This window comes from Leifsonia sp. KNZ12-8B (assembly GCF_056755495.1).
Genome location: NZ_JBPGXM010000125.1, coordinates 1 through 11,037, shown reverse-complemented (window position 1 = coordinate 11,037; position 11,037 = coordinate 1). Strand labels below are relative to the sequence as shown.

The 11,037-nt window shown below is 72.0% G+C and carries 13 protein-coding genes; 6 read left to right on the top strand and 7 right to left on the bottom strand.

The genetic code is table 11. The annotated features are described in order from the left end of the window. Window positions 1-72 precede the first annotated feature (72 nt). The 5 genes from ACR9ZG_RS15410 to ACR9ZG_RS15390 all read right to left on the bottom strand — a co-directional run bounded on the left by ACR9ZG_RS15410 (window position 73) and on the right by ACR9ZG_RS15390 (window position 3,881). A complete protein-coding gene (locus tag ACR9ZG_RS15410) occupies window positions 73-969 on the bottom strand; it encodes a glucose 1-dehydrogenase (protein ID WP_481285729.1) in 897 nt (298 codons plus the stop codon). A 315-nt stretch (window positions 970-1,284) separates the two neighbouring features. Next, on the bottom strand, window positions 1,285-2,166 hold the full coding sequence (locus ACR9ZG_RS15405; protein WP_481285728.1) for a manganese catalase: 882 nt from the start codon (window positions 2,164-2,166) through the stop codon (window positions 1,285-1,287). Between the two features lie 137 nt (window positions 2,167-2,303). Further along, window positions 2,304-3,248, bottom strand: coding sequence for a helix-turn-helix transcriptional regulator (locus ACR9ZG_RS15400; protein WP_481285727.1), 945 nt, complete (start codon window positions 3,246-3,248; stop codon window positions 2,304-2,306). Window positions 3,249-3,288: 40 nt separating this feature from the next. Continuing rightward, window positions 3,289-3,462, bottom strand: coding sequence for a hypothetical protein (locus tag ACR9ZG_RS15395; RefSeq protein ID WP_481285726.1), 174 nt, complete (start codon window positions 3,460-3,462; stop codon window positions 3,289-3,291). A 2-nt stretch (window positions 3,463-3,464) separates the two neighbouring features. Then, complete coding sequence (locus ACR9ZG_RS15390; RefSeq protein ID WP_481285725.1) at window positions 3,465-3,881, bottom strand: ChaB family protein; 417 nt, start codon at window positions 3,879-3,881, stop codon at window positions 3,465-3,467. 137 nt (window positions 3,882-4,018) lie between these two features. Between ACR9ZG_RS15390 and ACR9ZG_RS15385 the strand changes: the two genes are divergently transcribed. The 3 genes from ACR9ZG_RS15385 to ACR9ZG_RS15375 are packed head-to-tail and all read left to right on the top strand — an operon-like array spanning window position 4,019 to window position 6,743. Then, on the top strand, window positions 4,019-5,233 hold the full coding sequence (locus tag ACR9ZG_RS15385) for an alcohol dehydrogenase catalytic domain-containing protein (RefSeq protein WP_481285724.1): 1,215 nt from the start codon (window positions 4,019-4,021) through the stop codon (window positions 5,231-5,233). Further along, window positions 5,230-5,979: an alpha/beta fold hydrolase gene (locus ACR9ZG_RS15380; RefSeq protein WP_481285723.1), complete on the top strand. Its 750-nt coding sequence runs from the start codon at window positions 5,230-5,232 to the stop codon at window positions 5,977-5,979. The genes ACR9ZG_RS15385 and ACR9ZG_RS15380 overlap by 4 nt, the downstream gene beginning before the upstream one ends. Next, a complete protein-coding gene (locus ACR9ZG_RS15375; protein ID WP_481285722.1) occupies window positions 5,976-6,743 on the top strand; it encodes an esterase/lipase family protein in 768 nt (255 codons plus the stop codon). The genes ACR9ZG_RS15380 and ACR9ZG_RS15375 overlap by 4 nt, the downstream gene beginning before the upstream one ends. 193 nt (window positions 6,744-6,936) lie before the next feature. On the opposite strand, the gene ACR9ZG_RS15370 is transcribed toward ACR9ZG_RS15375, so the two are convergent. Further along, entirely contained in the window at window positions 6,937-7,233 is a 297-nt protein-coding gene (locus ACR9ZG_RS15370; RefSeq protein ID WP_481285721.1) for a hypothetical protein, read from the bottom strand. 227 nt (window positions 7,234-7,460) lie between these two features. On the opposite strand from ACR9ZG_RS15370, the gene ACR9ZG_RS15365 reads away from it, so the two are divergent. From ACR9ZG_RS15365 to ACR9ZG_RS15355, 3 genes are read left to right on the top strand one after another with little or no spacing between them, the layout of a single operon-like run. Continuing rightward, window positions 7,461-8,462 (top strand): aldo/keto reductase, encoded by a 1,002-nt coding sequence (locus ACR9ZG_RS15365; RefSeq protein ID WP_481285720.1) that lies wholly within the window; start codon window positions 7,461-7,463, stop codon window positions 8,460-8,462. Continuing rightward, window positions 8,459-9,523 (top strand): alpha/beta hydrolase, encoded by a 1,065-nt coding sequence (locus ACR9ZG_RS15360; RefSeq protein WP_481285719.1) that lies wholly within the window; start codon window positions 8,459-8,461, stop codon window positions 9,521-9,523. Before ACR9ZG_RS15365 ends, ACR9ZG_RS15360 begins: the two co-directional genes overlap by 4 nt. Window positions 9,524-9,570: 47 nt before the next feature. Then, entirely contained in the window at window positions 9,571-9,792 is a 222-nt protein-coding gene (locus ACR9ZG_RS15355) for a hypothetical protein (RefSeq protein WP_481285718.1), read from the top strand. 15 nt (window positions 9,793-9,807) lie between these two features. Here the strand turns inward: ACR9ZG_RS15355 and gap are convergent, their stop codons facing one another. Further along, window positions 9,808-10,806: a type I glyceraldehyde-3-phosphate dehydrogenase gene (gene gap / locus ACR9ZG_RS15350; protein ID WP_481285717.1), complete on the bottom strand. Its 999-nt coding sequence runs from the start codon at window positions 10,804-10,806 to the stop codon at window positions 9,808-9,810. Window positions 10,807-11,037 lie beyond the last annotated feature (231 nt).

Genomic DNA, 11,037 nt, shown 5'->3' with positions numbered 1-11,037 from the left:
AGATGTGTATAAGAGACAGACGCCGCCCCGGGCATCCCCGAGGCGGCGTGTCGTGACAAGTGGAGGGGCGCGTTACGGCGTCGGCATGCCTCCCGTTACCGACAGCGTCTCGCCGATCACGTAGCTGGACTCCGGCGACGCCAGGAAGACGTACGCCGGCGCCAGCTCGGCCGGCTGCCCGGCGCGGCCGAGCGGGGTCTGCTTGCCGAACTCCGGCAGCGCCTCGGCCGGCTGGCCTCCGCTCGGCTGCAGGGGCGTCCAGATCGGGCCGGGGGCGACGGCGTTCACGCGGATGCCCTTCGGCGCCAGCTGCTGCGCCAGGCCCTTCGTGAACGTGTTGATGGCGGCCTTGGTCGTCGCGTAGTCCACGAGCGTCTCGCTCGGCTGGTACGCCTGGATCGAGGTCGTGTTGATGATCGACGACCCGGCGGGGAGGTGCGGGAGGGCCGCGCGGGTCAGCCAGAACATGGCGTAGACGTTCGTCTTCATCGTCCGGTCGAACTGCTCGTCCGTGATGTCGGTGAGACTCTCGACCGCGACCTGCTTGCCGGCGTTGTTGACGAGGATGTCGATCCCGCCCAGCTCGGACACGGTGCGCGAGATCACCTCGTCGGCGAACGCGCGCTCGGCCAGGTCGCCAGCGATCGTCACGGCGGTGCGCCCCGCCTCGCGGATGAGTCCCGCGATGCGCTGGGCGTCCTCCTCCTCTTCCGGCAGGTACACGATCGCGACGTCGGCGCCCTCGCGCGCGAAGGCGATGGCCGCCGCAGCGCCGATGCCGGAGTCGCCGCCGGTGACGAGCGCCTTGCGCCCGGTCAGCCGGCCGGAGCCGACGTAGCTGGTCTCGCCGTGGTCGGCGGGAGGCGTCAGGTCCTTCTCGGTGCCCGGCTCCTCCACGTGCTCCGCCGGCGGCTCGATGCTGGGGTAACGGTCAACAGGGTTGTCGAAGGTGTACTGGTTCTCAGGCATGCCCCGATGCAACCACCGCCCGCGCCCCCGCTGAGGGGGGATGCGCGGCGCGCGCGGGCGGGGTATTGGAGGTCGCACCGCCGTCGAGTACGCCCGATCTCGCGCCGAAACCGCCGAGTACGCGGAGATTCTGCGTACTCGGGGGTTCGCCACGGATGAGCGGTCAGCCGGGGGTGAGGGTGACGCCGGTTTCGCTGTGCGTCGCCCCCGCGACCCGGGGACAGCTGAATCACCGCACGGGGAGCAGCCGCACGCTGAAGGGGCGGCCCCGCCGCATCCGACGAGACCGCCCCTCCACCCGCAAAGCGCCCAGCGCTACTCCTTGTTCAACTTGTCCTGCACGACCCCCGCCGCCTTCTCGACCACGTTGGGCAGCTCCGTCGTCCCGTAGAACCGGGAGTCCGGGTGGGTGACGGGCGGCATCGGAGCCGTCGTGGTCGGGCCCTCGTGGTAGGTGAACTCGCCCTTGCCGTCCGGGGTGGGGCCGCTGGCCCAGCTGCCCTCGGCGGCCGCGGGGCCGTCGGAGAAGTTGAGGTACTGGTAGGCGACGCTGCGGTCCTCCTTGTTGAGCGGGAAGTTGCTCGGGACCGGGAAGTCCTCCGCGCCCTCCGCCCGCAGCTCGGCCGCCGCGGCCATCCACTGGTTCTGGTGCATCGTGTCGCGGGCCAGCAGGAAGGCGAGCAGGTCGCGCACGCCCGCGTCGTCCGTCATGTTGTAGAGCCGGGCGACCTGGAGGCGGCCCTGCATCTCCGCGTTCGCGTTCGCCGTGAAGTCGGCGAGCAGGTTGCCGCTGGCCGTGATGTACGAGCCCGACCACGGGTTGCCGTTGCTGTCGACCGGGCGCGCGCCGGCACCCGCGACGATCGCATGCTGCACGTCCGTGCCGCCGATGATGGCCGCCACGGTCGGGTCGTTCTGAACCGCGTCTTCGGTGATGCCGAGCGGCGACTTCTCGAGCAGCTGCGCGATCATGATCGCCAGCATCTCGACGTGCCCGAACTCCTCCGCGCCGATGCCGTAGAGCAGGTCGCGGTACTTGCCCGGGATGTGGATGTTCCACGCCTGGAAGCCGTACTGCATCGCGACGGTGATCTCGCCGTACTGGCCGCCGAGCACCTCCTGCAGCTTGCGCGCGTAGACGGCGTCCGGCTGGTCCGGCTTGACGGTGTGCTGCAGCTCCTGCCGATGGAAGAACATGGGTGAGCCCCCTTCTCGTCTGGTGTGATGTGTTTCCACCGAACCGGCGAGGGGACGACCGCGTCAGTGATTGACAGGTCGGGGATCGACGCGATTAATGGGCGGCGAGCGTGCGCCCACCCGGCACCCGTCACCCGTCAGCGCTCGGCGTCCGCCGACTCGGGCAGCGGCTCCGCCCCGAACTCCGCGCGGAAGGCGCGTGCGAACCGCTCCGCGTCAGCGAACCCCCAGCGGGAAGCGGCCGCCGCGGCGTCGGTGAGCCGCCCGTCGCGCAGCTCGTCCCGTGCGGCCCCCAGGCGGACCCGGCGAAGGCAGGCGTTCGCGCTCATCCCGGCGTGCTCGCGGAACGCGGCGTCGAGCTGGACGAGGCTCGCCCCCGCCGCCTGCGCGATGTCGCCGCGGGTGATGGGGAGGGAGGCGTTGTCCTCGATGAACCGCAGCCCGCGGCGGAACCGGCGCCGCACCTCCACCGCGGTGGAGGGGCCCGGCTCGCGCTCGCCGGTCAGGCGGAAGCACTTGAGCGTCGCCAGCGCGAGGGTGTGGAACAGGCCGGCGCGGACCATCTGGTTGCCGAGCGTTCCGGACTGCACGAACTCGCCGGCCACCGTCGACGCGGTCAGCAGGTAGCCGGCGTGCGCCGCGCTGATCGCCCGGGGCGAGTCGAACGCGAGCACCAGGGAGTCGTCCCGGTAGGTGGTGCGCGCGACCTCGCGCAGGCGGTCGGTCGAGAGGTAGAGGTTCACCATCCTGACGTTCTGGGCGTGGCAGAACAGCGTGTCCCCCGGCGTGAGGAGGAAGGGTGCGCGGAACGCGAAGTCGCGCTCGCCGTCGATGTCCCACTCGTAGTCGCCGCCGAGCACCGTCGCGACGCAGAACTGGTCGAACTCGCCCTCGGACACCCAGTCGCCGCCGATCGAGTAGCGGCCCACCTGCACGTCGGAGTCGCCCTGCTGCTCGACCCGGAAGGCGAACTCGCGACCGGGCTCCTGGGCGAACGCGAAACGTCCGTTGGCCTCGCGCAGCAGGATGTCCGCCTCGTGCGGGTCCGTGGTCGCGCTGCGCAGGGTGGTCAGCTCGGTCATGCGCCCAACGTACCCCGGCGGGGTGTCGCGCGCAGCGCCTTCAGTCGAGTTTGGACAGCAGATGCACAGGGATGCCGAACGACAGCGCGACGCACAGGATCCCGCAGAAGAAGACGAGCCCCTGCACCGGCGGGAGCACGTCGGCCATGCCGAGCAGGAACAGCCCGAACAGGAACAGGGCGAAGCACAGGATGAAGGCGATCACGTCGCGCACGGTCAGCGCCCCCCGTCGGCGTCGGACCGGCGCCGCGCCGCGGTCTCGCGGCGGTTCTCGCGTTTGATGGCCTCGACCAGCTCGTCCTTGGTCATGGTGGAGCGGCCCGGGATGTCGAGCCGGCGTGCGATGTCCATCAGGTGCTCCTTCGAGGCGTTCGCGTCGACGCCCTCCTGGGTCTGCGCGCGGGTGCCGACCCCGCCTTCGGCCTTGCGGTCGGAGGGGCCGCGCTGCTCCTTCTCCTCCCAGTGGTCGCCGACCTTCTCGTACTGGTGCTTCAGCGCGGCGAAGGCCGTGCGGTGCGCCCGTTCGCCCTCGCCGTACTCGCCGACGGCCGCGTCGTGGGCGGCCGACCAGACCTCCTGCGCGTGCTTCGGCGAGCGGGCGAGCGTGGACGGCAGCTCCTCGGATGCGGGCATGGCCCCTCCTCTCCCGATGTCCTACCACCCACGACTACCCCGCGGGCAGCCGTTTTCAACCCGTGCGGGGGTGGAGGGGCGGGGCGTACCCTCCGTGGCGATCACACACCGAGACCCACGATCCGAGGGAGGGACCCATGAAGGCAGTCGTGTGGCACGGCGTCGGCGACATCCGGCTCGACACCGTCGACGACCCGCGCATCCAGGAGCCGACGGACGCCATCGTCCGCATCACCACGAGCGCCATCTGCGGCACCGACTTGCACATGGTCCGCGGCACGATGAGCGGGATGGTGCCGGGCACGATCCTCGGGCACGAGGCGATCGGCGTGGTCGAGGAGGTGGGGGAGGCCGTGCGCGGCTTCTCGCCCGGCGACCGCGTGATCGTGTGCTCGACCATGTCGTGCGGTGTGTGCGCGCAGTGCCGTGCGGGCAACACGGCCCAGTGCGACGTCGCGAACGTCAACGGTCCCGCCGCGGGCACGGCCTTCTTCGGCGGCCCGGAGACGACGGGCCCGGTGAACGGCCTGCAGGCCGAGTACGCGCGCATCCCGTGGGCCCAGCACACCCTCATCCCGCTGCCGGAGGCGGTCGGCGACGACCAGGCCATCCTGCTCTCGGACATCTTCCCGACCGCCTGGTTCGGCGCCGAGCTCGCCGGGGTGCGGAGAGGCGACACGGTCGCCGTCTACGGCGCGGGCATCGTCGGCCAGCTCGCCATCGCGTCCGCGTTCCGGCAGGGCGCCGGCCGCGTGTTCTCGATCGACGGCATCGAGACCCGGCTCGCCCAGTCGCTGGCGCAGAACGCCGAGATCATCGACTTCAACACCGAGTCGCCGGTGGAGGCCCTGATGGGGCTCACGCGCGGCGCCGGGGTCGACGCCGTCATCGACGCGGTCGGGGTGGACGCCCAGCGCCCGAAGCAGGGCCCGGCGGCGGAGGAGTCGGCGCAGCTCGCCGACGAGTTCGCCGAGGAGGTCGGCCAGGTCGCGCCGGAGACGAACCCCGACGGCGACACCTGGGTGCCGGGCGACAGCCCGACGCAGGCCGCTCGCTGGGCGGTGGAGTCGGTCGCGAAGGCCGGCCGCATCGGGATCATCGGCGTCTACTCGCCGCAGCTGACGAGCTACCCGATCGGCGCCGCGATGAACAAGAATCTGACCGTGCGCATGGGCAACTGCAACCACCGGGCCGTGACCCCGCCGCTGATCGACCTGGTCGCGGCCGGGCTGTTCGACCCGACCGCCTTCATCACCCAGCATGTCGCCGCCGAGAGCGCGATCGACGCCTACCGCAGCTTCGACCGGCGCGAGGAGGGATGGATCAAGACCGTTCTCGATCCGGCCGCGTGAGAGCGGTCGTCACCGTCGACACCGGCCCGGCCGCCGCCTCCGATCGTGCGACGGCCGCGCCGGTGTTCGTGCTGATCCACGGCATCGGGGTGTCGTCGCGCTACTTCGAGCGGCTGGTGCCCGTGCTCGCCCGGTCGGGGCGGGTCGTCGCGGTCGACCTGCCCGGCTTCGGCCGAGCCACCCCGAAGCCCGCTCACGCCCCCGGCATCGACGGCTTCGCACGGTCGGTGGCGGAGGTGCTCGACGGCCTCGGCATCCGGCGAGCCGTGCTCGTGGGGCACTCGATGGGCACGCAGATCGCGGTCGCGCTGGCGAAGCTGCGGCCGGAGCTCGCCGGCGCGGTCGCCCTCCTCGGCCCGGTAATGCAGCCCCGCGATCGCCACCCGCTGCGGGCGGCGATGCTCCTCGGGCTCGACACCCTGCGCGAGAGCCCGCGCGGCAACGCCGTGGTGATCGGCGACTATCTGAAGGCCGGCCCGCGCTGGTATCTCGCGAACCTCCCGGCGATGCTGGAGTACCGGACCGAGGAGGAGGTGGCCGACGTGACCGTGCCGGTCCTGGTCATCCGCGGCGCCCGCGACCCGATCGCTCGCGACGCGTGGGTGCTCGCACTGGCGGAGCGGGCGCGGAACGGCCGTGCGGAGGCGGTGGCCGGCCCGCCGCACCTGGTCATGCACGGCGCGCCGTACCGCACGGCCGAGCTGCTGATCGAGCTGGCGCGGGCGGCGGTCGGGGCGGCGTCGTGACGGGCGGGGCGGCGGCGGAGGGCGCTGCGGGCGGCGCTGGGACGGCCGACTCGGTGGCGGGCGGCCCCCGTCTCCTGCGTCCGCTGCGCCGGCTGGGTGTACTCGCGCTCGATTACGAGTACGCGCTGCGCCACCAGCTGCGCGCGGCCCTCGACCGCGACGTGCCGGAGGCGCTGGTCTCGCCGGGCTCCTCCGCCGGGTCGAGCGGATCGCCCGTCGTCCTGCTGCCGGGCATCTACGAGACGTGGCGGTTCCTCGGCCCGCTCGCCCGCCGCCTCCACGCGGCCGGCCACCCGGTGCACGTGATCGCCGCCCTCGGCCGCAACCGGGTCTCGCTCGCGGAGGGCGCGGCGCTGGTCGCGCGCCACCTGGAGGAGCACGACCTCCACGACGTCACGGTCGTCGCGCACAGCAAGGGCGGGCTCATCGCCAAGACGCTGATGGGGCTGCCCGGCGCGGGGGAGCGGGTGCGCAGGACGATCGCGATCGCCACGCCGTTCTCGGGATCGAGCCTCGCGCGCTACCTGCCGGTGCACGCGCTGCGTGCGCTGCGGCCGGACGACCCGGCCATGGTCGCGCTCACCGCGGAGGCGGCCGCCAACTCGCGGATCGTGTCGCTGTGGGGCTGGTTCGACCCGCACATCCCTGGTGGCAGCCGCCTGCGCGGAGCGGCCCGCAACGAGGAGTTGCCGGTCGGCGGGCACTTCCGCATCCTGGGCAGCCCGCGCCTCCTCGCGCTTGTGGACGAGCTGACGGCCGACTAGCGCGGGTGGCGCAACACGCACTTTTCCTGGGTGCCCATCGGCATGCAGCCGAGTGGATGTCACGTGACCAGCGTGAGGAATTGGACCAGGTTGCATAGCCCTATGGCGATACCGAGAACGCCGACGAGCATGAAGATCTCGGGGTCTGCCGCCGCGGCGAACGGCTTTCCGAGATCGCCGAAGCGTCGGATTGCTACCAGAGCTCGCCTAATCCGATGGGCGTATTGAAGTCGCGCACGGTTCTCAAGGGCGCCCAGGGAGGCGGAGGCATTCGAAGCAGCGGCCTGAAGACGGACAGCAGAAGGGCCACCGTCGCGTTGTAATCCAGCCAGCGAACGAACCGCCTCACGGATCCCTTCTTCGCGAGCCATGGGCTGGCGACGAGCCAAACGATGGTGGCGCCTGGCACGAGCATCCATAGCCAGAACGATCGGACGAGGTACAGGGCCAGCACACCGACCGGATGCATCTCGAGCAGCACGGGCTTCACTACGAACTCCCCACGAAATCGGTCCAGTCGACCCTGGACGACATTGCGCCCAGGACGACCCCGGCCATTCCTCCGGCTTGATGTTCACAGTAGGGGATCGGTACGAGCGCCAGCCGCTCCAGGTCGATCGTGGCCACGGCGCCCGCGCACGCCGCGGGCGGAGCGTCCTGACAACCGGATGCCCTGATAGGTTGTGGCCCGCGACCCCGCCCACGACAGGAGTGACGATGCCTTACCTCGCCGATGCCGCCCGCTATGACGCGATGCCGTACCGGAGGGCGGGGCGCAGCGGCCTGGTGCTGCCGCCGCTGTCGCTGGGGCTCTGGCAGAACTTCGGGACGGCCCGGGCGTTCGAGACGCAGCGGGCGATCGTGCTGCGCGCCTTCGACCTCGGCGTGACCCACTTCGACCTGGCGAACAACTACGGGCCGCCTCCCGGTGCCGCCGAGGAGTTCTTCGGCCGCATCCTCGCCACCGACTTGAAGGCGTACCGCGACGAGATCGTCGTCTCGACCAAGGCCGGGTACCTGATGTGGCCCGGTCCGTACGGCGACCACGGCTCGCGCAAGTACTTGCTGTCGTCGCTCGACCAGAGCCTGAAGCGGCTGGGGCTCGACTACGTCGACGTCTTCTACCACCACCGCCCCGACCTCGACACGCCGCTGGAGGAGTCGATGGGCGCCCTCACGACGGCCGTGCAGCAGGGCAAGGCGCTCTACCCCGGCATCTCCAACTACGACCCGCAGCGCACCACGGCGGCGGCCGGGCTGCTCGCCGCGGCCGGCACCCCGCTGCTCCTGCACCAGCCGCGCTACTCGATGTTCGACCGCACGGTGGAGTCCGGGGTGCTGGAGGCGGTGCGCGAGGCGGGTGCGGCGGCGATCGTGTTCTCGCCGCTGGCCCAGGGGATGCTCACCGACCGCTACCTGAACGGCGTGCCGGAGGGATCGCGCGCGGTGACCAGCGCGTTCCTCCACGAGTCCGACCTCACCGGCGTCGTGCTGGAGCGGGCCCGCGCCTTGAACGGGATCGCGCAGGACCGCGGCCAGACGCTCGCGCAGCTCGCGCTGCAGTGGGTGCTGCGCGACGAGGTCGTCGTCTCGGCGATCATCGGCGCCAGCAGCGTCGAGCAGCTGGAGCAGAACCTCGCCGCCGTCAACGGCCCCGAGCTGACCGAAGGCGAACTGGAGGAGATCGACCGGTACGCCGTGCACGGAACCCTGGGATGAGCACCGCGCCCGACCTGCCCCGACGGCCGCTGCTGAGCCGTCGCGCGCAGCGCCTCGTCAACGCCGGCGCGATCGTGGCGGCCTCCGCACTCCTGCTCGCGAGCGTGGTGCGGGCGACGCCGTGGCCGTCGGCCCTCGTCATCCGCGGGGTGTTCGAGAAGGGGGCCGCCGACACCGTGGCCGAACTCGAACGGCACGCGCCCGAGCCGGGGAGCGTGGAGGAACGGCTCGGCATCCGCTACGCCGACGGATCTCCGGACACCACGCTCGACGCGTTCTGGCCCTCCTCCGCCGCGTCCTCCGCCGGCTCGGGCGACGCGCTGCCCGCCGTCGTCTGGGTGCACGGCGGCGCCTGGATCTCGGGAGCCAGCCAGGACGTCGACCCGTACCTCCGCATCCTCGCGAGCCACGGCTACGCCGGGGTGGCGCTGAACTACACGTACGGCCCGGAGGGCGTGTACCCGCTCGCCGTGCGCCAGCTGAACGATGCGCTCGCGTACGTCCGCGAGCACGCCGAGGAGCTGCACGTCGACCCCACGCGCATCGTGCTCGCCGGAGACTCCGCGGGGTCGCAGCTCGCGAGCCAGCTCGCGCTGCTCATCACGAACCCCGACTACGCCCACCTCATGGGCATCGACCCGGCCCTGCCGGCGGGCGCGCTGGTCGGCACCGTGCTCAACTGCGGCGTCTACGACATGGACGCGCTGGCCGACCTCGACGGCATCGGCGCCTGGGGCTTCCAGACCGCGCTGTGGTCGTACACCGGGACCAAGGACTGGTCGCAGACGTTCGTCGGCAACACCATGTCGACCATCCAGCACGTCACGCCCGCGTTCCCGCCCACCTTCATCACCGGCGGCAACGGCGACGCGCTGACCTGGATGGAGTCCATCCCGATGGCGCGCGCCCTGAAGCAGCAGGGGGTGGAGGTCGACCAGCTCTTCTGGTCGGCCGACCACGAGCCGGCGCTGCCCCACGAGTACCAGTTCAAGCTCGACCGGCCGGAGGCGCGGGAGGCGCTGCAGCGCACGCTCGACTTCCTGGCCGCGCACACGTCCTAGCCGGGCGGGCCTTGCGCCGCCCGCGGCTCGCGGCCACTGTGTGACGCATGAGCGACGAGCAGACGAGTGCCGAGGAGATGAGCGCCGAGGAGATGAGCGCCGCCGAGGCGCGCCACGACCAGCTGACGACGGCGCCGGCCGCCACCGAGGAGGATGCGGCGCCCCGCATCGAGGTCACCGACCGCGGCGACGGCGTCAAGCGCATCGACATCCGCGACGACGCCCCGGTACGCCCGTCGCCCGCGCCGGAGTCCGACGCGGGCGACTGAACGAGCGGCGGCCGCTCAGGAGTTCGCGAGCAGCTCCAGCGTGTCGACGACGCGGTTGGAGAAGCCCCACTCGTTGTCGTACCAGGCCACGACCTTCACGTGGCGCCCCTCCGCGCGGGTGAGCGCGGCGTCGAAGATGGACGACGCCGGCTGCCCGGTGATGTCGCTCGACACGAGCGGCGCGTCGGAGTAGTCGAGGATGCCGCGCAGCCTTCCGTCGGCCGCCTCGCGGTAGGCGGCGAGCACCTCGTCGCGGGTCACCTCGCGCGAGACGGTCGTGTTGAGCTCCACGATCGAGCCGACGGGGACGGGCACGCGGATGGAGTCGCCCGAGAGCTTGCCGTCGAGGTTCGGCAGCACGAGGCCGATGGCCTTCGCGGCCCCGGTGGTGGTGGGCACGATGTTGACCGCGGCGGCGCGGGCGCGACGGAGGTCGCGGTGCGGGCCGTCCTGGAGGTTCTGCTCCTGCGTGTAGGCGTGCACGGTCGTCATGAAGCCGTGCTCGATGCCGGCGAGGTCGTCAAGCACCGAGGCCAGCGGCGCGAGCGCGTTGGTGGTGCAGGAGGCGTTGGAGACGATGGTGTGCGTCGCCGGGTCGTACGCGTCGGTGTTGACGCCGTAGGCGAGGGTCACGTCGGCGCCGTCGGCCGGCGCGCTGACGAGGACGCGCTTGGCGCCCGCGGTGAGGTGCGCGCGGGCGGCGTCGGCGGAGGTGAAGCGTCCGGTCGACTCCAGCACGATCTCCACGCCGAGGTCGCCCCAGGGCAGGGCGGCGGGGTCGCGCTCGGCGAGGACGGCGATGCGGCGGCCGTCGACGATCAGGTCGGTGCCGTCGACCTCCACCGGGCGGCCGAGGCGGCCGAGGGAGCTGTCGTACGAGAGGAGGTGGGCGAGGGTGTCGGGGGCGGTCAGGTCGTTGACGGCCACGACCTCCAACTCGCTGTCGCGCTCGAGGAGGGCGCGGAGGGTGTTGCGTCCGATGCGGCCGAATCCGTTCACGGCGATGCGGGTCATGATGTCCTTTCGTGGGCTTGCCCCTCCACCCTCCGATGCGCCCCGGCCCGCCCGCCAGTGGCCGACTCGCCACCTACCGCAAGCATCCCGCCAACCCATCCTCCCGTCGCGCCAGCCCCCGCGGGCCCCCAAAAAAAAGCCCCCGGCGCGGGGGGGGGGGCCGTTTTTTGGTGGGGGGGGGGGGGGGGGGGGGGGGGGGGGGGGGGGGGGGGGGGGGGGGGGGGGGGGGGG

Coding starts and splice junctions, on each gene's coding strand:
- ACR9ZG_RS15365 (WP_481285720.1), top strand. CDS start 7,461: ATGCCTTACCTCGCCGATGCCGCCCGCTATGACGCGATGCCGTACCGG.
- gap (WP_481285717.1), bottom strand. CDS start 10,806: ATGACCCGCATCGCCGTGAACGGATTCGGCCGCATCGGACGCAACACC.
- ACR9ZG_RS15360 (WP_481285719.1), top strand. CDS start 8,459: ATGAGCACCGCGCCCGACCTGCCCCGACGGCCGCTGCTGAGCCGTCGC.
- ACR9ZG_RS15355 (WP_481285718.1), top strand. CDS start 9,571: ATGAGCGACGAGCAGACGAGTGCCGAGGAGATGAGCGCCGAGGAGATG.
- ACR9ZG_RS15410 (WP_481285729.1), bottom strand. CDS start 969: ATGCCTGAGAACCAGTACACCTTCGACAACCCTGTTGACCGTTACCCC.
- ACR9ZG_RS15405 (WP_481285728.1), bottom strand. CDS start 2,166: ATGTTCTTCCATCGGCAGGAGCTGCAGCACACCGTCAAGCCGGACCAG.
- ACR9ZG_RS15390 (WP_481285725.1), bottom strand. CDS start 3,881: ATGCCCGCATCCGAGGAGCTGCCGTCCACGCTCGCCCGCTCGCCGAAG.
- ACR9ZG_RS15385 (WP_481285724.1), top strand. CDS start 4,019: ATGAAGGCAGTCGTGTGGCACGGCGTCGGCGACATCCGGCTCGACACC.
- ACR9ZG_RS15400 (WP_481285727.1), bottom strand. CDS start 3,248: ATGACCGAGCTGACCACCCTGCGCAGCGCGACCACGGACCCGCACGAG.